This is a genomic window from Pseudomonas sp. R5(2019) (genome assembly GCF_009905435.1).
GTDB lineage: Bacteria > Pseudomonadota > Gammaproteobacteria > Pseudomonadales > Pseudomonadaceae > Aquipseudomonas.
The window spans coordinates 1-23,443 of record NZ_JAAAMT010000046.1; the positions used below are offsets into that span (position 1 = coordinate 1).

At 57.9% G+C, this 23,443-nt stretch carries 17 protein-coding genes and 1 tRNA gene; 5 read left to right on the forward strand and 13 right to left on the reverse strand.

Annotated elements, in window-relative coordinates; genetic code table 11:
• The first annotated feature begins 691 nt into the window (after positions 1–691).
• Together GUY40_RS22775 and GUY40_RS22780 are read left to right on the forward strand one after the other, a co-directional pair.
• Complete coding sequence (locus GUY40_RS22775) at positions 692–1,903, forward strand: YcaO-like family protein (RefSeq protein WP_166571165.1); 1,212 nt, start codon at positions 692–694, stop codon at positions 1,901–1,903.
• Positions 1,904–1,908: 5 nt separating this feature from the next.
• Positions 1,909–3,612: an ATP-binding cassette domain-containing protein gene (locus GUY40_RS22780; RefSeq protein ID WP_166571166.1), complete on the forward strand. Its 1,704-nt coding sequence runs from the start codon at positions 1,909–1,911 to the stop codon at positions 3,610–3,612.
• Between the two features lie 251 nt (positions 3,613–3,863).
• Here GUY40_RS22780 and GUY40_RS22785 read toward each other — a convergent pair.
• The 5 genes from GUY40_RS22785 to rpsU form a co-directional block, all read right to left on the reverse strand.
• Positions 3,864–3,940 (reverse strand) — tRNA-Ile (locus tag GUY40_RS22785).
• Between the two features lie 15 nt (positions 3,941–3,955).
• The gene (locus tag GUY40_RS22790) at positions 3,956–7,699 is read right to left on the reverse strand and encodes an EAL domain-containing protein (protein WP_166571167.1); all 3,744 of its coding nucleotides are present in this window, start codon (positions 7,697–7,699) and stop codon (positions 3,956–3,958) included.
• 153 nt (positions 7,700–7,852) lie between these two features.
• Positions 7,853–9,697 (reverse strand): RNA polymerase sigma factor RpoD, encoded by a 1,845-nt coding sequence (gene rpoD, locus GUY40_RS22795; RefSeq protein WP_166571168.1) that lies wholly within the window; start codon positions 9,695–9,697, stop codon positions 7,853–7,855.
• A gap of 68 nt (positions 9,698–9,765) precedes the next feature.
• A complete protein-coding gene (dnaG, locus tag GUY40_RS22800) occupies positions 9,766–11,751 on the reverse strand; it encodes a DNA primase (RefSeq protein ID WP_166571169.1) in 1,986 nt (661 codons plus the stop codon).
• A gap of 387 nt (positions 11,752–12,138) precedes the next feature.
• Positions 12,139–12,354 carry a 30S ribosomal protein S21 gene (gene rpsU / locus GUY40_RS22805; RefSeq protein WP_002551877.1) on the reverse strand — a complete coding sequence of 72 codons (216 nt, stop codon included), beginning with the start codon at positions 12,352–12,354 and terminating at the stop codon, positions 12,139–12,141.
• Between the two features lie 201 nt (positions 12,355–12,555).
• Here rpsU and tsaD point away from each other — a divergent pair, with 201 nt between their 5' ends.
• Positions 12,556–13,581, forward strand: coding sequence for a tRNA (adenosine(37)-N6)-threonylcarbamoyltransferase complex transferase subunit TsaD (tsaD, locus tag GUY40_RS22810; RefSeq protein WP_166571170.1), 1,026 nt, complete (start codon positions 12,556–12,558; stop codon positions 13,579–13,581).
• Between the two features lie 25 nt (positions 13,582–13,606).
• Here the strand turns inward: tsaD and plsY are convergent, their stop codons facing one another.
• Complete coding sequence (gene plsY, locus GUY40_RS22815; protein ID WP_166571171.1) at positions 13,607–14,176, reverse strand: glycerol-3-phosphate 1-O-acyltransferase PlsY; 570 nt, start codon at positions 14,174–14,176, stop codon at positions 13,607–13,609.
• A gap of 75 nt (positions 14,177–14,251) precedes the next feature.
• Here plsY and folB point away from each other — a divergent pair, with 75 nt between their 5' ends.
• Together folB and folK are read left to right on the forward strand one after the other, a co-directional pair.
• A complete protein-coding gene (gene folB / locus GUY40_RS22820) occupies positions 14,252–14,608 on the forward strand; it encodes a dihydroneopterin aldolase (protein ID WP_166571172.1) in 357 nt (118 codons plus the stop codon).
• Positions 14,599–15,135, forward strand: a complete 537-nt coding sequence (folK, locus tag GUY40_RS22825; RefSeq protein WP_166571173.1) for a 2-amino-4-hydroxy-6-hydroxymethyldihydropteridine diphosphokinase — start codon at positions 14,599–14,601, stop codon at positions 15,133–15,135. The genes folB and folK overlap by 10 nt, the downstream gene beginning before the upstream one ends.
• Before the next feature lie 70 nt (positions 15,136–15,205).
• Here the strand turns inward: folK and GUY40_RS22830 are convergent, their stop codons facing one another.
• The 7 genes from GUY40_RS22830 to apaG all read right to left on the reverse strand — a co-directional run bounded on the left by GUY40_RS22830 (position 15,206) and on the right by apaG (position 23,335).
• Entirely contained in the window at positions 15,206–16,429 is a 1,224-nt protein-coding gene (locus GUY40_RS22830) for a multifunctional CCA addition/repair protein (protein ID WP_166571174.1), read from the reverse strand.
• A gap of 60 nt (positions 16,430–16,489) precedes the next feature.
• The gene (locus tag GUY40_RS22835; protein WP_166571175.1) at positions 16,490–18,055 is read right to left on the reverse strand and encodes a SpoVR family protein; all 1,566 of its coding nucleotides are present in this window, start codon (positions 18,053–18,055) and stop codon (positions 16,490–16,492) included.
• The gene (locus GUY40_RS22840; RefSeq protein WP_166571176.1) at positions 18,052–19,323 is read right to left on the reverse strand and encodes a YeaH/YhbH family protein; all 1,272 of its coding nucleotides are present in this window, start codon (positions 19,321–19,323) and stop codon (positions 18,052–18,054) included. The genes GUY40_RS22835 and GUY40_RS22840 overlap by 4 nt, the downstream gene beginning before the upstream one ends.
• A gap of 210 nt (positions 19,324–19,533) precedes the next feature.
• A complete protein-coding gene (locus tag GUY40_RS22845; RefSeq protein ID WP_166571177.1) occupies positions 19,534–21,456 on the reverse strand; it encodes a PrkA family serine protein kinase in 1,923 nt (640 codons plus the stop codon).
• A 278-nt stretch (positions 21,457–21,734) separates the two neighbouring features.
• Positions 21,735–22,064, reverse strand: coding sequence for a thiosulfate sulfurtransferase GlpE (gene glpE / locus GUY40_RS22850; protein ID WP_166571178.1), 330 nt, complete (start codon positions 22,062–22,064; stop codon positions 21,735–21,737).
• Positions 22,065–22,097: 33 nt separating this feature from the next.
• On the reverse strand, positions 22,098–22,955 hold the full coding sequence (locus tag GUY40_RS22855) for a symmetrical bis(5'-nucleosyl)-tetraphosphatase (protein ID WP_166571179.1): 858 nt from the start codon (positions 22,953–22,955) through the stop codon (positions 22,098–22,100).
• On the reverse strand, positions 22,955–23,335 hold the full coding sequence (gene apaG / locus GUY40_RS22860; protein WP_166571180.1) for a Co2+/Mg2+ efflux protein ApaG: 381 nt from the start codon (positions 23,333–23,335) through the stop codon (positions 22,955–22,957). The genes GUY40_RS22855 and apaG overlap by 1 nt, the downstream gene beginning before the upstream one ends.
• Positions 23,336–23,443: the final 108 nt, after the last annotated feature.

A 23,443-nucleotide genomic window follows, 5' to 3' on the forward strand; every position in this document is an offset into this window, starting at 1 on the left:
GCCCAGCGGTTTCCAAAACGGTGCTCAAATCCTGTGCAACAGACATAAAAAATCCGGAATCCTTATCGGACTCCGGATTCTCCAGCTGTTCAAGGATTAGTCAACAATCCTTAAGTGAACAGCATTGGCGCAATGCGCGGCTTTTGAAGTTGGTGTCGACAAAAGTATACCCCTGGCATCGGCCTGGTCGGCGTGGCGAGGTTGTTAGATGTACTGTTGACCAGTAAGTCATGTTCTATCCACATTACGACGAGATTAAACTATTTGCATGGCCGTCCTACAGAAAAACGTGAACAATATGTGATAGTTGAATTTAACGTCCTACGAATAAATCAAAGTTACCTACAGGGAAAGTAGATTTTCCATTCATGTTTTGAAGCCAGAAAGCGTTGCTTGCTTGTTGTAATGCTTTCGGCCAATTGATATTTCTATCCATCTCGCAAACATCCTGCGAGACAGGGGTTAGTTTCTCGCTGAGCCCTGAAAATACTAAAGGAGATACAAAATGGGAAGCAAACGTACTGAAATCAACATGCTCGACATTTTTCGCAACCTGAGCGACTACAAGGTCAACTTCCTGGCCAGTGAATCCAGCTTCTTCAGTCAATTTGACGCCTGATAGTAGCCGGAGCTATACCGCCTGAGGGCAAGGGCCCACCCTCAGGCTTTCATGATTGAAAAGGAAATCAACATGACAGAACGTGAATTTCAGCGGCACGATTCGTTGAAAAAGATTATCTATTGCATAGAATCGCTCGGGCTGCGTTATGCCATACATCAGCAAGATCCGTTAGGTTTGGTTGCCTCTGCGACACTTGTTGACATTAACGACAACATCGTTTCCAGCGGTGCGGGTAAGGGTGAAGACTGTGAGGTTGGTGCACTTGCAGAAAGCCTTGAGCACTACATTATGCTGAACTCCACCGACGAGCAAATCGACCTTGCTACGTGCAATGACATTCTGATGCAAGGCCATATAGTAGCAGACGAAATAATCGGAAATTTGCCAGCTACGGAGCTGCGCATACCCTGCATCAAACTGGAAGGCCTTCATTCAAATACGTCCGTGTATGTTCCTGCAGCCATCGTGTCGACCAACGAGGATTCGCTCCAAAAAACTTTGGATTGTCCATTTACTGGTTTTTTAGCTCGTTATTCGACCAACTCAGGTACTGCATTTGGATGCAGTTTCAACGAAGCCATACTCCATGGCCTGAACGAGGTGATTGAACGGCACATGCTATCCGTATTGTATATGCAGCTGTGCAATCAACATGTTCCCGTACTTATCCACAAGCCCTCTCCCTCACTAATGAAGGCTGTATTACGGGAAATTCCAACCGCCGCACCCCATGTCAAAAGTATGCGCGTCCTACTCAGCAAGACCACTGCCGGTGTATTCTTCTCGGTCGCAACTCCTATCAAATCCAATTCTAAATTCATCCTCCACCCTATCGGCTCGGGTTGCTCGGTGTCAGCGGTGATCGCAGTAAAAAGATCAATAACTGAACTGTTACAGGCAATGGCTTTGTATGACGAATCCGAAGCAGAGTCGGATGGGTTGGCTTATGACCTATTGGACGCTAACCCTACGTTTCGCTCGCTCATAAGCTTGAACGCGATCCGGACAGACTCTCTACCATGCCTGAGACTTTCACCAGACATAGCGCTTTGCGTTGAGGAGCAGATCAAACTCATCACCACCCGGCTGAAACATACGGGTTATCGCCAGTTTTATCGCGTCTTGAAACAGTTCAGCAATGGCTGTTTTGTGACGCAAGTCTATATACCGGGTATGGAGCGGTTTAACATTATTAGAGCAGGGTCGCCCGTCGCCCCCCAGCATATTCTCCGCAGCTCTCGCACTCCCGCATGTAGTCGACAGGGACACCAGGACGAATAAAGGCAATGAAAGATTTCATCAAAAAATCAATCTCTGACCACCCGCTGCTTTTCACAGGAACCTTTATAGCGGTCATAGTCTTGAAGGTCTCGATACTGGTGCCCGCATTTATACTGGGTGCCATTATCGACAATTTGGCTGTCGACCAAGGGGCGCGCGACAATCTCATCATTTATTTACTGGCGGGATATGCTGGCGTGACGCTGATGCAAGCATTCATCAACCCGCTTCAGACTTACTGCCTGACTCGTCTGGTCCAACAGACAGTAAAAGAGAGATCTGTTGAATGGACCGCCGCGATACTGGCAAAGGAATTCGAACATTTCTCAAGCATGAGTATTGGGCAGTTGATAAAGTCCACCGATCGGGGGATCACGGCACATGAAAAAATACTGAGTTTTTTTGTAACCGCTGGGCTACCGCTACTCATAGAAATTGCTATTGTCACCCTACTCTTCATCCATTTCGGCGGTGTGACGTTGTTCGCTTTGTTGCTGATAGCGTCGGCTGTCTATCTGCTCTGTTGTCATCGCCTTATCCTGTGGCGCACCCAGCACATCAATGCTGTGAACGATAGCGAAGACCAGGTCTCTGGTCTGTTGTTCAGCACGCTGCGCGCGGCCTCTTCCATAAAGTTAGAAGGAGTTGAGGATCACGCTCTCAAACCTCTTGATACCGCCTTCGAACGCTACGCGCGTGCTGCCACAACAGTCGCCAGCTCTGCTGCCGCACTCGGCTCGGCAAAAATACTGTTCGTCGGTCTGTCGACATGCGGACTTCTCATTTGGGGAGTTCAAGGTCAACAGGCCCCAGAGCCCGCCATCACGATCGGTGCGCTGGTTGCCATCAGTTCCATTGCTGCGGGATTTCTGACGAACATATCAGGGCTCGCTGAGGCCTATCGCTCAGCCCACCAATTTCTCGCCGACAAAGTGAAGCTGCAGCAAACCCTTGATTTGCCGAATTTTGAGTGCGCAGGGCGAACAGTCGACCCTCCCTTGCGTTCGCGGTCTTCTTTAAAGCTATCCAGTTGCGCCGTGCCGGGAAGGCAATTGACGATGGACCAACCGCTGTCTTTCTACTCAGACCAGAGCGTTGCCATTACAGGGCCGAGCGGCGGGGGGAAATCCACACTGCTGGAGCTGTTGGCTGGAATACAACGAGACTATCGTCAGTACCTCAATCTGGACGGTATTCGTGTAGAGGATATCCGAGGGAGTTCCCAGCTCCGAGCACTTAGGTATTGCCCCCAAAGCCCTTCATTTTTGCCAGGAGATATGAATTCCGGAGTCATTTATGGACACCCGATAGATCCACACCTATGGGTTAAGACAAAAAGCCTATTGTTAGGGTCTTTGATCGACCACCTTGATTTAAATGAAGGTGCGACCAATATTTCCGGCGGTCAAGCCAAGCGATTGAGCTTGTTAAGGCTGATTAATCGGCCGGGAACTTTTAATTTTTTCGATGAGCCGACCGCTTCTTTGGACCGAGAACTATCTATCGCGGTATGGAACACGCTGTTTGAGGTCTTTTGCCATCGTGGATTAGTCTGCGTTACTCATGATGTTGAGGCTCTTCGCTTATTTGATCGCGTTATCGTGTTGGAGGAAGGAAGGATTGTGGCAGACGGGCCTTGGGAAGTGCTTAAGAGCAGGGATGATCTGCAACATGTATTGGCTGACGCTGGGGGGCGCAGATCGCGTTGAGGGTTTTTCGCCTGCGAAATTGCGGCATAAACCTCATCACCTTAGCCAACGCATCACGTTTGCTGCCCAAGGTTTTAGCCGCAGTTGGCCAGCCAGTTTGCGGATCAGCGCCTTGTAGCCACCGGAGAGGGGGCGCCTGAGTGGCTGGAGATTCAGCACTGTACTCAATCCGTACCCTTGGAGCGTAGGGCTGTACCGACAGGGACCAACCCAAAAACGCAAAAGCCGCGCATCAGCGCGGCTTTTGAAGGTGGTGGGCCCAGCAGGACTCGAACCTGCGACCAAGGGATTATGAGTCCCCTGCTCTAACCAACTGAGCTATAGGCCCCCAGTAGGTCGCGGATTATAACGATGGTTTCTCAGCAGTGCTATCCGAAAAATCGGAAAGAGTTGTCTGAAGGAAGGTTGCGGCGAATTCTCCAGGGGGTAACGGCAGGCTGACGATGTAGCCCTGGATCTGTTCGCAGCCCTCGTAAGCCAGGAATTGCTGCTGGGCCTGGGTCTCGACGCCTTCGGCAATCACGGTCAGTTGCATGCTGCGCCCCAGGGCAATGATCGCGCGGACGATGGCGACGTCATGGGGGTCGTCGGGCAGGCCGCGGACGAAGGATTGGTCGATCTTGAGAGTGTCCAGGGGCAAGCGTTTGAGGTAACTGAGGGAGGAATACCCGGTGCCGAAGTCATCGATGGCCAGTTGCAGACCCAGGCGTTTGAGTTGGTGCAGGACGGCCAGGGCCTCTTCGGCCTGACTCATGATGAAGTTTTCGGTGATCTCCAGTTGCAGACAGTCAGGCTGCAGGTGCAGCGAGCGCAACAGGCCATCGATGCGCCGAACCAGGTTCGGTTGGCGTAACTGGGCACCGGCCAGGTTGACCGACAGTGGGCCGAAGGGTTTATAGGCGCGGTTCCAGTCACGCATTTGTTTGCAGGCATGTTCGAGCACCCATTCCCCCAATTGCAGAATCATGCCATTTTCTTCGGCCAGCGGGATGAAGTGCTCGGGTGGAACCTCGCCGAAAGTGGGGTGGTGCCAGCGGATCAGGGCTTCGGCGCCAACCAGGCTTTGGGTCTTGAGGCTGAACTTGGGTTGGTAGCACAGGCTCAGTTCATCGCGCTCGATGGCCCGGCGCAGCTCGTGCTCCAGCGCCACGCGCTGGCTGGCCTGGGCGGTGAGATCGCGGGTATAGGACTCGACCCGATTGCGGCCTTTGGCCTTGGAGCAATACATGGCGGCGTCGGCGTTTTTGATCAGGCTGGCGACGTCTGTGCCGTCCTGGGGGAACAGGCTGGAGCCGATGCTGGCGCTGGTGAAGAACTCGTGCTCGCCGGCCTGGAACGGTGCGGTGAAGCAGGCCAGCAGTTTGTTGGCGATATATTCGGCGTCGCTGGCCTGCTGCAGGCCGGGGAGCAAGATGATGAATTCGTCGCCGCCCAGCCGCGCGACAGTGTCGATGTCGCGCACCTGATCTTTCAGGCGGTGGGCGATACCTTTAAGCAGCAGGTCGCCGACCGGGTGGCCGAGGCTGTCGTTGATATGCTTGAAACGGTCCAGGTCCAGAAACAAGACCGCGCCCTGGCCATTGGCTTCGTGTTGGTTAGTGAGCGCCGCTTGTAGCCGCGTTTCAAACAGCGCGCGGTTGGGCAGGCCGGTCAAGGGGTCGTGGTGGGCCTGGTAATCGAGTTTGGCCTGGGCATGCTTGAGGCTGGAAATATCGGCAAACACCGCCACGAAGTGGGTGATGACCCGCTCACTGTTACGCACCGCGCTGATGGTCAGCCAACTGGGATACAGCTCGCCGTTCTTGCGCCGGTTGAAGATTTCCCCCTGCCAGTGGCCTTCGGCCGTGAGTTGATGCCACAAGGCCACGTAGAAGGCGCTGTCGTGCTGTCCGGACGCCAGCAAACGTGGGGTCTGGCCCAGGGCTTCGGCTTCGCTGTAGCCGGTGATTTCACTGAAGGCACGGTTGACCGCCGTAATGCGTTGTGTGGTGTCAGTGATCAGTACGCCTTCAGCAGTGCTCTCGAACACGGTGGCGGCCAATTGCAGTTTTTCCTGCATCAGGTGGCGTTCGGTAATGTCGCGGGCGATGGTCAGCATGCAATCCTCGCCACCGATCGGCAGCGGGCGCGCGGACATTTCGCAGAGTCGGACCTGCCCGTCCGCGCGGCGAATGTGGCAGGTGAAATCGCGCACGAACCCGTCCCGATGGAGCAGCTCCAACAGCCGCTTGCGCTCGTTCAGGTCGACCCACATGCCCAGGTCCAGGGACGAGTGATCGATCGATATGCTGCTGGAGTAGCCGGTCAGGCGGCTGAACCCTTCGTTGACCTCAATCAGCAAGCCATCGCTCTGTCGCGACAGCAGCAGGCCGTCCGGCGAAGCGTGGAAGGCCTTGGCAAACTTCTCCTCGGAAATTTGCAACTGCTGCTGGGTTTCCTTGAGTTGCGAGATGTCGCGCACTACGACCACCAGAGCGGGGGTGGTGTCGAGTTTGAAGGGTTCGGCAGAGATGAGGCCGGTGAATACCTGCCCGTTATGGCGGCGAAAGGGCATCTCCAGGTTGCGGATACTGCCGGCCTGGAGCCGCTGCAGCAGGTTTGGGCCGATGCCGTTGATACCCCAGATATTGAGATCGGTGGCGGCCTTGCCGATGACATCCACGGCGCGCAAACCGATTTGTTCTTCAAAGGCCGAGTTGACCTCCAGCAAGTAACCGTCGCTGAGCCGGGCAATCAACAGGATATCCGGGCACTGTTTGAACACCGAGGCGAATTTCTGCTCGGAGAGGCGCAGGGCTTCTTCGGTTTTTTTGGTTTCGCTGATGTCGATCATCAGCCCGCGCATCACAGGCTGATGCCCCTGCTCGATCATGCTGACGATATCGCGCACCCACAAGCAGCGACCGTCGGCTGCGATAACCCGGTAATCCAGGCTGTGATCGCGACAGGCCTGGGTTTCACTGTTGCAGAAGGCCTGGGCCCAGGCGGCATCGTCCGGGTGCAGGATGCTGAGCCAGAAGCCGGGCTTGCGCCAGTGATTGACCGGGTAGCCGAGCAGGTCTTCGGCCTGGGGGGAGACGTAGCTGTAGGTAAAATCGTCGACGTTGGCTTCCCAGGCAATCGCGGAGAGGCTTTCGACCAGCCCGCGATAGTGATACTCACTGCTGCGCAACTCCTGTTCGAGCGAGATACGCCGGGAAATTTCCGAGCTGAGTCGGCGATTGATCCGGATAACGCCGCCGAGAAAGGCCACGAGCAAAATCAGACCGGGCAGGCCATACAGCAGCAGGTCATACCAGAAGGTGCGATGGTCAAGCACCTTGCCCACCCAACGCTCCTGGATATTGCTGACTTCTGCCGGGCTCATGTCGGCCAGCACTTTGTCGAGAATGCCGATCAGGATCTTGTTGTTCTGCGGCACCGCCATTGCCAGTTGATAGCGGTAGGGCGTTTCGCCACTCACATACAGGCCTTCAAGCTTGAGCTGGCGCAGGCTCCAGACGCTGGAAGCCAGATCGCCCACCACGGCATCGACTTTATCTGTCGCCAGGGCCTGCAAGGCCGAGCTGACGTTAGGCAGCGCCACCAGATTCAGGTCGGGATGGTGAGTGCGCAGCAATTCGTGGGGAGCATAGTTTTCCACCACGGCGACCTTGAGCCCATACAGGTCCTTGAGGTTGTGCGGTTGATGGCCACCCTTGTGGGCGAGGATGACGATCGGGAAATCCAGGTAGGGGCGGGTGAACGACAGAAAATTTTGCCGTTCAGGTGTCGACATGATTCCCGGCAGCAAGTCCAGGCGTGCGTTACGCGCTTCTTCCAGCGCGGCCGTCCAACTGATCGGCTCGATCGGCTTGAGATTGACCCCCAGCCGCTCACGGATCAAGGCCATGTAATCGGCGGCCAGGCCCTGGTAGCGCCCTTCAACATCCCGGTACTCGAAGGGCGGCCACGACGCATTCACGCCAAGGCGCAGTTCCGGGTGAGCAGCAAGCCAGGCGTGCTCCTCGTCCGTCAGGGACAGTGCGTGGGTGGTTGCAGTCCATGCAAGCAAAGACAGCAACAGAAGGGCCCGCAGGTTGGGCATGGCGGCCTCGTTGCTCCAGCAAATTGATTCGAGTGTAGACGTGCTGGCGTGGCGGCGGGAGAGTTGCGGGTCTTAATTCTTCACAAGTATTTTGGCTCTGTTTCAGCGGCCCTGAAACGCAGAACCCCCGGCATGGCCGGGGGTTCTGGTGTATCACTCGTCGAGGAAGGAGCGCAGGTGCTCGCTTCTCGTCGGGTGGCGCAGCTTGCGCAGCGCCTTGGCTTCAATCTGACGGATCCGCTCACGGGTTACGTCAAACTGTTTGCCGACCTCTTCGAGGGTGTGATCGGTGTTCATGTCGATACCGAAACGCATCCGCAAGACCTTTGCCTCACGAGCGGTCAGCCCGGAAAGCACGTCACGCGTGGCTTCCTTGAGGCTTTCTACCGTGGCGACATCGATTGGCGACTGCATGGTCGAGTCTTCGATGAAGTCACCCAGATGCGAATCTTCGTCATCACCGATCGGGGTTTCCATGGAGATCGGCTCTTTAGCGATCTTGAGTACCTTGCGGATCTTGTCCTCAGGCATCTCCATGCGCTCGCCCAGCTCTTCCGGCGTCGGCTCACGCCCCATTTCCTGCAACATCTGGCGGGAGATACGGTTGAGCTTGTTGATCGTCTCGATCATGTGCACCGGAATACGGATGGTGCGTGCCTGGTCCGCGATGGACCGGGTGATCGCCTGACGAATCCACCAGGTGGCGTAGGTCGAGAACTTGTAACCGCGACGGTATTCGAACTTGTCCACCGCTTTCATCAAGCCGATGTTGCCTTCCTGGATCAGGTCGAGGAATTGCAGGCCACGGTTGGTGTACTTCTTGGCGATGGAGATCACCAGACGCAAGTTTGCTTCAACCATTTCCTTCTTCGCGCGGCGGGCCTTGGCCTCACCGATCGACAGGCGACGGTTGATGTCCTTGATCTCGGCGATCGTCAGACCGGTTTCATCCTGCAGTGCGATCAGTTTCTGCTGGCAGCGAACGATGTCGGCATCCAGGCGGCCCAGAGCTTCAGCCCACTTGGTGCTGCGCTTGGAGAGGTCACCACTCCAGGTCACGTCGACTTCGTTGCTCGGGAACAGACGCAGGAAGTCGGCGCGCGGCATGCGTGCATCACGAACGCACAGCTGCATGATCGCCCGCTCTTGAGCGCGCAGGCGCTCCAGGGCGCTGCGAACGCGCTCGACCAGCGCTTCGAACTGCTTGGGAACCAGCTTGATCGGCATGAACAGTTCGGCGAGCAGCAGCATCTCGGCGATGCCTTGCTTGCTGGCGCGACCGTGCTTCTTGAGAACCTTGCTGGTGGCTTCAAGTTGCTCGGCGACTGCACCGAAGCGCTGCGCTGCGATGACCGGGTCCGGACCGCTTTCGGCCTCTTCCTCGTCATCGCTGTCGCTTTCTTCGTCGTCGTCGTCCTTTTCTTCGGCGACGGCCGTCTTGGTATCGATGGGCGGTGGCACTTCGGCCGGCGGCGCAATGCCGTCGTCCGGATCGATGTAACCGCTGAGGACGTCGGACAGCCGACCGCCTTCGCTGGTGACGCGATCGTATTCGCTGAGGATGTGCTCGACCGTGCCAGGGAAGTGCGCGACTGCGCTCATCACTTCACGGATGCCTTCCTCGATGCGTTTGGCGATTTCGATCTCGCCTTCGCGGGTCAGCAACTCCACCGTACCCATTTCACGCATGTACATGCGTACCGGGTCGGTTGTGCGGCCGATGTCGGTTTCCACGGCCGCCAACGCTGCCGCCGCTTCTTCTGCGGCTGCTTCGTCGGTATCGGCTTCGGCCAACAAAAGGGCATCCGCATCCGGAGCACTCTCGAATACGTTGATCCCCATGTCGTTGATCATGCGGATGATGTCTTCCACCTGTTCCGGATCTGAAATATCCTCCGGCAGGTGGTCGTTGACCTCCGCGTAAGTCAGGTAACCCTGCTCACGACCACGGGCGATCAACTCTTTGATGCGAGACTGCTGTTGCGCTTTTCCGGACATAACACCCTATCCACTGAAGGTCTTGGCGGGCAAAAAAACAAGCCGAGGATTATACCCGAGCATGGACCTCACGCGCCAGTTGAGGTCGGGGTTTGTGCGGGAACATTCCTACTAAGCAGGTCGCGCAGCTGATTTTTTTCCTCTGCGCTCAGTTCACTTTGACGTGCTTTCCTGAGCAGATGTTCCAGGCTTCGCTCGCGTTGGCGGGCGGACAAGCTAGTTATAGTGTCGAAAAACTGTTGTTCAAGGTTGTCGGCATCGATCAGCCATTCCTTTTCTGCCAGTGCGCGCAACAAACGACCCTGTTCGGTGCCGTGCCAACGCGCAATCAATTGTAAAGAGCGTAGCCCAGGATTCTTCTGCAGGGCTTCGAGCAGTGCGACCAGCAGCTGGGCGTAGACATGGTCTTCGTCGGCAAAATGGCTGGCACCTTCGACCTTGCCGGCCAGTTGCGGGTGGTGCAGCAAGGTGCGCAGCGCGCTCAGGGTCGGCGGCTCTACGCTGGTCGGAACCCTGGGGGCGCGAGGCTGGAAATCCTGGCGCTTGCCGTTGCGGTCCCATGGCTTGCCCTTTTTATCCCAGGGCTTGCCTTCCCACTTCTTCTGGCCACCGTTGTGCTTGGGAGTCCATTCCTGCTGGGCAGGCTGGAAAGCGTCATGGTGGTGATAATCGCTGTAGTCAGGGGTGAAATCCGGAACAGCGTTGTAGTCGATGGACGGGTCATAACTGGGCGGCGCTTCAGTCGGTGCCGACTGCGCCAGCTGATTCATGTCATCAAGGCTCAGCCCGGTGATTTCCTTGAGCCGGTTGCGCATCAACGTCCGCAGGTTTGCCCCTGGGACTTTGTCGATCAACGGTGCTGCCAGCGTGGCCATATGGGCCTTGCCTTCCAGCGAGCGCGGGTCGGCTTCTTCAGTCAACTGCTGGAAGAAGTAGTCTGCCAGCGGCTGCGCATGCTGGTTGATGCGGGCGCGGAAGGCATCGGTGCCTTCGGCGCGAATCAGGGTGTCCGGGTCCTCGCCTTCGGGCAGAAACAGGAACCGCGCCTTGCGACCGTCCTGCAAGCTCGAAAGCGCAGCCTCCAGTGCGCGCCATGCCGCGTTGCGGCCAGCCTGGTCGCCGTCAAAACAGAACAACACGCTGGGCACGACCCGGAACAGGCGCTTGAGGTGTTCTTCGCTGGTGGCGGTGCCGAGCGTGGCCACGGCATTGCGCAAGCCTTGTTGGGCCAGGGCGATGACGTCCATATAGCCTTCAACCACGATGATCTCATCGAGGTTGCGGTTGAATTTGCGCGCTTCGAACAGGCCGTACAGCTCCTGGCCCTTGTGGAACACCGGGGTTTCCGGCGAGTTCAGGTACTTGGGCTTGTCATCGCCCAGCACCCGGCCGCCGAAGGCGATCACCCGGCCACGGCTGTCGCGGATCGGGAACATGACCCGGTCACGGAAGCGGTCGTAGCGCTTGCCCGACTCGGCGTTCTCGATCAGCAGGCCGGCATCGATCATCGCCTTTTGCTGCAGGGTATCACTGCTCAAGTGTTTGAACAGGTTGTCCCAGCCAGGTGGGGCAAAACCCAGGCCGAAATCCCGGGCAATTTCCCCCGAGAGCCCGCGGCCCTTGAGGTACTCGACGGCAGACTTGCGGGTCGGGTGGCTCTTGAGTGCCTGGCGATAAAACTCGGCGGCGGCCTCAAGCAGCGGGTAGAGCGGTGAATCTGTCGGTTGCCGTGGCTTGTGGCTGCGCCCGCCTTCTTCGCGGGGGACTTCCATGCCGGCGGCCTTGGCGAGCTCCTCGACCGCCTGGGGGAAATCCAGGTTGTCGTGGTCCATGATGAAGCCCAGCGCGTTACCGCCTGCGCCGCAGCCGAAGCAATAATAGAACTGCTTGTCGGGGCTGACGCTGAAAGAAGGCGTTTTTTCTTTATGAAACGGGCAGCAGGCGGTGTAGTTCTTCCCGGCTTTTTTCAGCTGCAAGCGGGACGTCACCACATCGACAATGTCGGTGCGGTTCAGGAGGTCGTCGATAAAACCTTGGGGAATCAGCCCGGCCATGGTGCTCTCATCATCAGGCGACAACGCTGTGGCGGTGGGGGCCGACAACGCATTGGATTCAAGTGTATCGCTAATGCGATAGCAACGACGTCGCATCCGAGGTCAGCCGGGGCTGATGTCGAATGAGAAAAAAGACTATGGGGTTACCTGAACCTTCCGAAGGGAAGGTAAGGGTGTGCTCGTCTGTAGCCGGTGAAGGCTCGTCAGTGTCGACGCGCACCTGGCAAAGATGCCAGTTCTGACGTTTGGGCAGGCTTGTTTCGAAATGCCGAGGCGTTCGAAACATCCTCTTGCCAAAAGGCATGAGGTTGAAACTTCAGCTGCAACTGCCGGCAGCCCGGCTTTTAAGGCCGGGCAAGGCAGAAGCTTGCGACAGACGTCTGTAAATTAATACAGACGAACGGCGCGGCGCTGTTCGCGCTGAACTTTCTTGGCGTGACGTTTGACAGCGGCTGCTGCCTTGCGCTTACGCTCAGAAGTCGGCTTCTCGTAAAATTCGCGGCTACGAACTTCAGCCAGAACACCGGCTTTTTCGCAGGAGCGCTTGAAACGACGCAGAGCTACGTCGAAGGGTTCGTTCTCTTTAACTTTGACGGCTGGCATCCAGAGCTACCTTCATTCATTACCGGGATCAACGTTCTCCTGGCAATTGTGTGTGCTGGAGTACGTCGGTTTTTAAGGGTTGCGGATGTTAACCCCTAGGCGGCAGGAATGCAAAGCCTCTGATCGAAAACCGCTGGTCGGCTCGGTACGCGACGACTATTATTCGCGCCTTCTAATTGAGCCTCGACAAGGCGTAGACCCATGTTAGTACTGGGATTGGAAACATCCTGCGATGAAACCGGCGTCGCTTTATACGACAGCGAACGCGGCCTGCTGGCTGATGCATTATTCAGCCAGATCGACCTGCACCGCGTCTATGGCGGCGTGGTTCCGGAGCTTGCCTCGCGTGATCACGTCAAACGCATGCTGCCCTTGATCCGCCAAGTGTTGGCTGAGGCCGACTGTGCAGCCACCGAGATTGACGCCATTGCCTATACCGCCGGCCCCGGTCTGGTGGGCGCTTTGCTGGTGGGCGCTTCCTGCGCCCAGGCACTGGCGTTTGCCTGGGACGTTCCGGCGCTGGGTGTGCACCACATGGAAGGCCATCTGTTGGCGCCGATGCTGGAAGAGCAGCCGCCCGAATTTCCGTTCGTCGCTTTGTTGGTTTCCGGTGGCCACACGCAACTGGTACGCGTCGATGGCATCGGGCAATACCAGTTGCTGGGCGAAACCCTGGACGATGCCGCAGGTGAAGCCTTCGACAAGACCGCCAAGCTGATTGGCCTCAACTACCCCGGCGGGCCTGAAATCGCTCGCTTGGCCACTCAGGGTGTGCCAGGGCGTTTCGTGTTCCCGCGGCCCATGACCGATCGCCCCGGTCTGGACCTGAGCTTCAGCGGCCTGAAAACCTTTGCCCTCAATACCTGGCAGCAGTGCAAGGACGCTGGAGACGATGGAGAGCAAACCCGTTGCGACATCTCGCTGGCCTTCCAGCAGGCGGTGGTGGAGACTCTGACCATCAAGTGCCGTCGCGCCCTCAAGCAGACCGGGCTCAAGCGCCTGGTGATCGCTGGAGGCGTCAGTGCCAACAAGGCGCTGCGTGAGTCTCTGGAAAAAATGCTCGGCGAGTTCAAGGGCAATGTCTATTACGCCCGCCCGGAGTTTTGCACCGACAATGGCGCGATGATTGCCTTTGCTGGTTGCCAGCGTCTCAAGGCAGGCCAGCACGAAAGCCTGGCGATCAGCGTGCAGGCCCGCTGGCCAATGGAGCAGCTGTCGGCCTTGTAACTTGAGCGCGGTTCATGGGCTGGATTCAGAAATGCCGTTCGCGTCCGGCAAAAAGGTCGCGTAGATTGCCGCGATGACGCCAGACGATGAGCACCGTCAATGCGCTCATCGCCAGCAACGCTTCAGGCTGTTGCCAGGCGAACAGCGGCAAGGTGAGGGGGGTTGCGATCAGCGCTGCGAGCGAACTGGTACGGGTCAGGCGAAACACCAGCAGCCAGGCGCCAACCGCCAGTAACGCGGCCGGCGGGTAGAGCCCCAGCAGGACGCCGGCGGCAGTGGCGACACCCTTGCCACCACGGAAGCAAAAGTAGACCGGAAACAGGTGGCCGAGTACCGCGAACACGCCGATCCAGGCTTGTTGCTGCAGGGAAAGCCCGGCCATGATGGCGATGAGGATGGGCAACACGCCCTTGCAGAGGTCGCCAAGCAGGGTAAGGGTGGCCAGTTTCCTACCGGCCAGACGCAGCATGTTGGTTGCACCCGCATTCCCGGAGCCACTCATGCGAGGGTCGGGACTGCCGGTCAGGCGGCTGAGGACGATGGCAAAGGACAGCGAGCCGAGCAGGTAGGCGAACATCGCCAGCAACCAAAACATGCTAACTATTCCGGGCAAGGACGCCCCTGATTCTAACGGCGCAATGCGCCCTTGTCGTGCTGCGGAGAGAAGTGCTTGGACAGAGTGTTTATCGAGGGGCTTGAGGTCGACACCGTGATCGGTGCCTACGACTGGGAGCGCGGGATTCGGCAATGCCTGCGGCTGGACCTGAGTTTTGCCTGGGACAACCGTCCGGCTGCGGCCGGCGACGACCTGACCCTGGCGCTCGACTATGCCAGCGTTTCCAGTCGGATTCTGGCGTTTGCCGAGAGCGCCCAGTACGAGCTGGTCGAGACTTTTGCCGAGCGCCTGGTCGAGGCCCTGATGAGCGAGTTCCAGATCCCATGGGTGCGCCTGAAGCTGACCAAGCCCGGCGCGGTGCCGGCTGCCAAGGGTGGCGTAGGCGTGGAGATCGAGCGCGGATGTCTCTGACCAGGGTTTATCTTGGGCTCGGCAGCAATATCGAGCGCGACACACACCTGTGTGCCGGGCTTGATGCGTTGGCCGGGTTCCTCGAGGACATGCACTGCTCGCCGGTGTTCGAGAGCCAGCCGGTGGGGATCAAGAGTGGCCCGTTCCTGAACCTGGTGGTATCGGGATTGACTGCATTGCCACTGATGGAGCTGGACCGCCGGTTGAAGTTCATCGAAGCCGACAACGGTCGCTACGCCCCGGAGCGCAAGGGGCTGCCGCTGGATATCGATGTCTTGCTGTATGCCGAGCAGGTTGGCAACTTCGATGGGCTGGTGCTGCCGCGCGCCGAGATCCTGAAGAATGCGTTTGTGTTGTGGCCGTTGTCGCTCATTGCCTCCGACAGGGTGCATCCGGGTGTCGGCAAGACATTCCGCCAACTGTGGAGTGAGGCCGAGATCGATCAGGTGCTGGCGCCGTTCGCCTTTGAGTGGCGCGGCCAGCAACTGACACCTGTAGGAGCCGAGCTTGCTCGCGATGAGCGGTGACGCGTAATTCCTGAAACACTGCGGCGTCCTCTTCGCGGGTAAATCCGGCTCCTGCATCGGGTGCATAATGTCAGTACCTTTCCTTGTAGGACTGCAGCGCCTTGAGGCGTTCCAGTTGCAAGGCCTCACCCAGCGCCTTACCTTGCAGGCCGCGCTCTACCAGTGGCGGCACAGCCACCGCCAGAGCCACTTTGGCTGCGCCGCGCAGATACTCGGCCTGTGGATAATCCCGATCCTCGAGCCCGGTGTGTCCGCGCGCGTCCATCTCGCACGCCGCCAGGAAGTCATGGAAGCGTTGTGGACGACGGTAAACGTCAAAACTTTGCAGCAGCTCAAGCAGGGTTGAAGCCTTCAGCTCCAATGCCAGATGACCATGGGTGTGATATTCACCGACGAGCAGCGCAAGCTCCTGGCAATCCCTGGGTACCTTGAAGCGCTCGTTTATCGCCTTGATCAGATTCAGGCCACGGCGTTTATGGGCAATGTGCCTTGGCCATAGCCCTGGGGGCGTCAGATCCTTGCCCAGGTCGTGGGTCAGGCAGGCCCAGCGCACGGTGAGCGGCAGTTGGTGGCGGGCAGCCTGTTGCAGTACCGCGAGGATGTGCGCACCGGTATCCACTTCCGGATAATGAGCTTCGGGCTGGGGTACGCCGAACAAAACATCGACCTCGGGCATCAGCTCCTTGAGCGCACCACAGTCGCGCAGCACCTGAATAAACACGTCGGGACGATCTTCCATCAGCGCGCGGGAAATTTCCTTCCAGCTACGTTCAGCGGTCAGGGCTTGCAGTTCACCGGACTCGCTTAATTGGCGCATCAGTTCCAGTGTTTCCGGCGCGACGGTGAAACCGAGCCCCGCATAACGGGCGGCAAAGCGAGCCACGCGCAAAACGCGCAGAGGGTCTTCGGCAAACGCTGGGGATACATGGCGAAGCAGGCGTGCCTTTAGGTCGTCCTGGCCGTGATAGGGGTCGGTGATCTGCCCGTGATCATCCTCTGCCATGGCGTTGATGGTCAGGTCGCGGCGAATCAGGTCTTCTTCGAGGGTGACGTCGGGGCTTGCGTGAAATACGAAGCCGCCATACCCGTGGCCACTTTTACGTTCGGTGCGGGCAAGCGCATATTCTTCGCCCGTGCTCGGGTGGAGAAACACCGGGAAATCGGCACCGACCGGGCGAAAGCCCTGGGCCTGCATCTGTTCGACCGTGGCCCCCACTACCACCCGATCGATATCGGTGACCGGTAGGCCGAGCAGTCGATCGCGGACCGCGCCGCCGACTTTATAAATCTGCATGTAACACCTCCATTGACGCAACAGGATACCTGTAACGCGTCAATGGAGGCAGGTCATGGCTTAGAGGTGCACCACGGTGAGATCGAGGCGGCCATAGTCGCCTTCGCCGTGGTCAGCCTTTGGGGGGACATGATGCGTTCTCATCACTTGGTCCCCCTGCAGCGTTTCAAGGTGAATATCGAAGCCCCAGAGGCGGTGCAGATGCTTGAGCACCTCCTCGGTAGACTCGCCCAAGGGTTTACGATCGTGTTGCTGGTGACGCAAGGTCAGGGAGCGATCGCCGCGACGGTCAATGCTCCAGATCTGCACGTTCGGCTCACGATTACCCAGGTTGTACTGGGCCGCCAGGGTTTCGCGAATCGTCCGATAGCCCGATTCGTCGTGGATCGCTGGCACCAGCAGGTCGTCGCGCTGATCGTCATCCAGGATGCTGAAAAGCTTGAGGTCGCGAATCACCTTCGGTGACAGGTACTGCAGGATAAAGCTCTCATCCTTGAAGCTGCTCATCGCAAACTTGATCGTCGATAACCAGTCACTGCCGGCGATATCCGGGAACCAGCGGCGATCCTCTTCGGTTGGCTCTTCACAGATCCGACGGATGTCCCGGTACATGGAAAAACCCAGGGTATAAGGGTTGATGCCACTGTAATAGGGGCTATCGAAGCCGGGTTGATAGATCACACTGGTGTGTGATTGCAGAAACTCCATCATAAAGCCGTCGGTGACCAGGCCTTCATCGTAAAGGTCGTTCATCAACGTGTAGTGCCAGAACGTGGCCCAGCCTTCGTTCATCACTTGGGTCTGGCGTTGTGGATAAAAGTATTGGGCGATCTTGCGCACGATCCGCACGACCTCGCGCTGCCAGGGCTCCAGCAGCGGCGCGTGTTTTTCGATGAAATAGAGGATGTTTTCCTGGGGTTCGGCCGGGAAACGCGCATTGTCACGCTCGCTGCCTTTGCCCGCGCCTTTGGGGATGGTGCGCCACAGGTCGTTGATCTGCTTTTGCAGGTGTTCTTCACGGTCTTTCTGGCGTCGGCGTTCTTCCTCGGCAGAAATAGGGTAGGGCCGTTTGTAGCGGTCTACGCCGTAGTTCATCAGGGCATGGCAGGAATCGAGCAGGTCTTCCACCGCATCGATGCCATGGCGCTCCTCGCACTGGGAGATGTACTGCTTGGCGAACACCAGGTAATCGATGATGGAGCTGGCGTCGGTCCAGGTGCGAAACAGGTAATTGCCCTTGAAGAAGCTGTTGTGCCCGTAGCAGGCATGAGCCACCACCAATGCTTGCATGCAGATGGTATTTTCTTCCATCAGGTAGGCAATGCACGGGTCGGAGTTGATCACAATTTCGTACGCCAGACCCATCTGGCCACGACTGTAGGATTTTTCAGTGCTCAGAAAGTGTTTGCCGTAGGACCAGTGGTGATAGCCCAAGGGCATGCCCACCGACGCGTAGGCATCCATCATCTGTTCGGCGGTGATGACCTCTATCTGGTTTGGATAGGTATCGAGCGCATAGCGATCTGCGAGGCGGCTGATCTCCCTGTCATAGGCCTGTATGAGTTCGAAGGTCCACTCCGAACCCGTGGAAATGGGTTGGCGCTTGTGCTGCTCTCTGGCGGTCATGTGGCTAACCTGCGCTGGAAGAGTTCACGGAAGACCGGATAAATATCACCGGCCGTTACCAATTGCTGCTGCGCGAACGTGTCGACAAAGGCTTCGCCGATGCGCTCGTATTCGAACCATAGCGCCTGATGTTCGCGTGGGGTGATCTCCACGTAAGTGTAGTACTGGACGAACGGCATGATTTGCTTGGACAGGATCTCCCGGCAGATCGGTGAGTCGTCGTTCCAGTTGTCGCCGTCGGAAGCCTGGGCCGCGTAGATGTTCCATTCGTGGGTCGGGTAGCGTTCGGCCATGATCTCCTGCATCAGCTTGAGGGCGCTGGAGACGATGGTGCCACCGGTTTCCCGGGAATAGAAAAACTCTTCTTCGTCCACTTCGCGCGCACTGGTGTGGTGGCGAATGAAAACCACCTCGATACGGTCGTAGTTACGCTTGAGGAACAGGTACAAAAGGATGAAGAAGCGCTTGGCGATGTCCTTGGTGGCTTGGGTCATCGACCCGGATACGTCCATCAGGCAGAACATCACCGCTTTGGAGCTGGGGTTGGGTTGCTTGATCAGCAGGTTGTACTTGAGGTCGAAGGTGTCGAGAAACGGCACGCGATAGATCCGCGCCCGCAACCGCTCGATTTCTGCCTCCAGTTCCTGAATATCGCCGAAGTTGTCCGGCTCTTCGCGTTTCAGGCGTTCCAGTTCTTCCTGCGCCAGGCGCAATTTGCCCCGGCTGCTGCCAGACAGCGCGATGCGCCGGGCGTGGGCCGAGCGCAAGGTGCGGATGATGTTGATCCGGGACGGGTTGCCTTCGTTGCTGATCCCGGCGCGCACGGTCTTGAAGGTGTCGGTGCCGGTCAGGTTACGCTTGACCAGGTTGGGCAATTCCAGGTCCTCGAACATGAATTCGAGAAACTCTTCCTGAGTGATCTGGAAGACGAATTCGTCCATCCCTTCACCCGAGTTACCTGCCTTGCCGGGGCCACGACCGCCGCCACCGCCCGGTGGCCGTGCGATATGTTCGCCAGCGGTGAATTCCTTGTTGCCGGGGTGCACGACGGTTTGCTTGCCCCCACGGCCATGGTGAAGCACCGGCTCGTCGATATCGCGGCCGGGAATGCTGATCTGCTCGCCATGTTCCATGTCGGTGATGGAACGGCGACTTACTGCTTCTTCAACAGCTTTCTTGATGTGATCACGGTAGCGCCGCAGGAAACGCTGGCGGTTTACCGTGCTCTTGTTCTTGCCATTGAGACGTCGGTCGATCACATAGCTCATGACTGCTCCTTAGAAGCTGTCTTGAAAAAGGGTCGAACGGGCCGATGCCGGGCAGGATGGACCCGGGTGCCCAGGCCAGGGCTCCCCGAATCACGTGTGCATCGCCAAAGCCTCGCCGCCGCTTTTTTCAAACACCTCCCTTGAGCCTGTTTAGCAGAAATTGCTGTCACAGGCTCCGGGCTAACGACAACCGGTTCTTCCGGTAGCGGTTTACTGGGATTTTCTGACCCGCAGGTACCATTCCGAAAGTAGACGGACTTGCTTGTCTGTGTAGCCTCGTTCCACCATCCGCGTGACGAAGTCGTTGTGTTTTTGCTGGTCCTCTTTGCTGGCCTTGGCATTGAAGCTGATGACCGGGAGCAGATCCTCGGTGTTCGAGAACATTTTCTTCTCAATGACCACCCGCAGTTTTTCGTAGCTGAGCCAGGTCGGGTTCTTGCCATTGTTGTTGGCACGGGCCCGCAGGACAAAGTTGACGATTTCATTGCGGAAGTCTTTCGGGTTGCTGATCCCGGCCGGCTTCTCGATTTTTTCCAGCTCTTCGTTGAGCGCAATGCGGTTGAGGATTTCGCCGGTTTCCGGATCGCGGTACTCCTGGTCCTGGATCCAGAAATCGGCGTACAGCACGTAGCGGTCGAAAATGTTCTGACCGTATTCGCTGTAAGACTCCAGGTAAGCCGTCTGGATTTCCTTGCCGATGAATTCGATGTAGCGCGGCGCCAGGTATTCCTTCAGGTAGCGCAGGTAACGTTCGCGCATTTCGGCCGGGAATTGCTCCTGTTCGATCTGCTGTTCGAGCACGTACAGCAAGTGAACCGGGTTGGCAGCGATTTCATGCGGGTCGAAGTTGAAGACCTTGGACAGGATCTTGAACGCGAACCGGGTCGACAGGCCATTCATGCCTTCATCGACGCCCGCGCTGTCGCGGTATTCCTGGATCGACTTGGCCTTTGGATCGGTGTCTTTGAGGTTTTCCCCGTCGTAGACGCGCATCTTGGAGTAGATGTTGGAGTTTTCCGGCTCCTTGAGACGCGACAGTACGGTGAACTGGGCCAGCATCTTGAGTGTGTCGGGTGCGCAGTGGGCCTTGGCGAGGGAGCTGTTGAACAGCAGCTTGTCGTAGATCTTGACCTCATCGCTGACGCGCAGGCAGTACGGCACCTTGACGATGTAGATCCGGTCGATGAACGCCTCGTTGTTCTTGTTGTTGCGGAAACTGTGCCATTCCGATTCGTTGGAGTGGGCCAGCAGGATCCCGGTGAAGGGAATCGCACCGAGACCTTCGGTACTGTTGTAGTTGCCTTCCTGGGTCGCGGTCAGCAACGGGTGCAGGACCTTGATCGGGGCCTTGAACATTTCGACGAATTCCATCAGGCCCTGGTTGGACCGGCAGAGAGCGCCCGAGTAGCTGTAGGCGTCGGCGTCGTTTTGCGGGAACTCTTCGAGCTTGCGGATATCGACCTTACCGACCAGAGCTGAAATGTCCTGGTTGTTTTCATCGCCTGGCTCGGTCTTGGCCACGGCGATCTGATTGAGGATCGAAGGGTAGAGCTTGACCACGCGGAACTGGCTGATGTCTCCCCCGAACTCGGCCAGTCGCTTGGTGGCCCAAGGCGACATGATGGTATTGAGGTAACGCCGTGGAATCCCGAAGTCCTCTTCGAGAATCGCGCCATCTTCTGTGGCATTGAACAGCCCCAAGGGTGATTCGAAAACCGGAGAGCCTTTGATGGCGTAGAAGGGAATCTTCTCCATCAATTGTTTCAGCTTCTCGGCCAGGGACGACTTACCACCCCCTACCGGGCCCAGCAGGTACAGAATTTGTTTCTTCTCCTCCAGGCCTTGGGCGGCATGGCGGAAGTAGGAAACGATCTGGTCGATGCATTCCTCCATCCCATGGAAATCCTCGAACGCCGGATAGCGCCGGATGACCTTGTTGGAGAAGATGCGCGACAGTCTGGAATTGGTGGACGTGTCGAGCAACTCCGGTTCGCCGATCGCCATCAGCAGGCGCTCTGCCGCAGAGACATAGGCGCTGCGATCCTTTTTGCAGAGTTCCAGATACTCGTGCAGCGATAGCTCTTCCTGACGAGTGGATTCGAAACGTTGTTGGAAGTGGCTAAAAATACTCATGACGTCACCTCGCTCGATACGTGGAGCCGACGCCGGATCAGCAGTTGATGCTGGCATACAACCAGAAAACTGGCTGCTGTTAACCCCCCAGAACACCTAAAAGTCCTACCGATGACCCGCACGCCGGTGTACCGGCTCTCCCCTTTTTGGATGGCCTGGGCTTAAGGATAGTTGGTTATCCGAGAGGTCAAGGCAAGTAGGGCGTTAGTTTCACCCGTACCGTTCGTCAGGAAGGGCGCAAGCCCGCGTATCTCGCGGGCTTGGCGATATGAAATTTTTTATTCGGGGGTGCTTTCGGCCGTTTCGGCAGGGTAAACCGTGCGCCACAATTCAAAGCCGCCATCGAGGCTGTAGACGTCCGAAAAGCCTTGGCTGACCAGGTAGGCCGCCGCGCTTTGGCTGGAGTTTCCGTGGTAGCAGACCACTACCAGAGGCGCGTCCAGATCGGCCTTGGCAATGAAGTCGTGCAACGAGTGATTGTCCAGATGCCGGGATCCGCTGATGTGCTTGCTCGCGTAAGTCTGCGGGTCGCGAATATCGACCACGACGGCACCTTGTTCGCGCAGGCGCTGGGCCTGCTCTGGCGGGATGCGTTTGAATTCGGTCATGAAGGGGGATCCTGTTGGGGCTGACGGAACATTCTAGCTTGTTGCGCGCAGTGCTGCCGCCGGCGCTACATGACCGCCTTCACTGCAGTCGCAGGCATGCCGCTCACCGGTGTCGACATTGAGCAGTGTCATGGCGCCGCCCCATACGCAACCGGTGTCCAGGGCAAAAATGCCAGGCTCGTTGCTCTGGCCTTCCAGGGCCGCCCAGTGCCCGAAGATAATCTTCAGCCCGCGGGTCTTGCGCTGCTTGTGCTGGAACCAGGGTGCATAGCCTGGAGGGGCCATGTCGGCGCCTTCCTTGCCTTTGAGATCGAGCTTTCCATCGGCGGTACAGAAGCGCATGCGGGTGAAGTAGTTGGTGATTACGCGCAGGCGAGTCACGCCCTTGAGGTTCTTGTCCCACTTGCTCGGCTCGTTGCCGTACATGCCGTCCAGATAGGGCTTGAGGCGGTTGTCATCGCGCAGCACCTCTTCGACTTCATTCGCATGGCGCAGGGCCTTGGAGAGGCTCCACTGGGGCGGGATGCCGGCGTGCACCAGGGCAACCTGGCGTTGCTCGTCAAAATGCATCAGCTTTTGCTGGCGGAGCCAGTCGAGCAGATCCTTGGCATCGGGGGCCTGGAGGATCTCGCGCAAGGTATCGGCTTTTTTCAGGCGTTCGATGTTGTGATGGGCGGCCAGCAGGTGCAGGTCATGATTGCCCAGCACGCAGACCAGCGAGTCGCGCATCTGGTACAGAAAGCGCAGCGTTGCCAGGGACTCCGGGCCCCTGTTGACCAGGTCGCCGACCAACCACAAGCGATCGCTGGCCGGATTGAACCGAACACGCTCAAGCAGGCACTTCAACGGTTGCAGGCAGCCCTGTAGATCACCGACTGCGTACACCGCCATCAGTGCAGGGCTCCAGGCACGGCCAGTCGGAAGGGGGCGATGATGGCGTCGAAGTGTTTGCCGTCTTCGGCCAGCATCTGGTAGCTGCCCTGCATGTTGCCGACGCGGGTCGTCATCACTGTACCGCTGCTGTAGGTGTGGCTCTTGCCCGCATCGATCAGCGGCTGCTGGCCGATGACGCCGGCACCGCGGACCTCTTCGACATGGCCGTCACCGTCGGTGATTACCCAATGTCGCGACAGCAGCTTGGCCGCGAGCTGGCCGTTGTTGGTCACGGTCACGGTGTAGGCGAAGGCAAAGCGATTGTCTTCGGGCTGCGATTGTTCTGCCAGGTAGCGAGTGACGACGCTGACGTCGATCTGATAACGGGGATCTGACATTCAAGAGGCCTTTCAAGCGAACGCGGGTCAATGACCGGTGGGGTCAGTCTAGTTGATTGGCTCGAGGCGGGTGAGGGCGGTGTGCCGATCACCCGGTTCGGGCGTGCT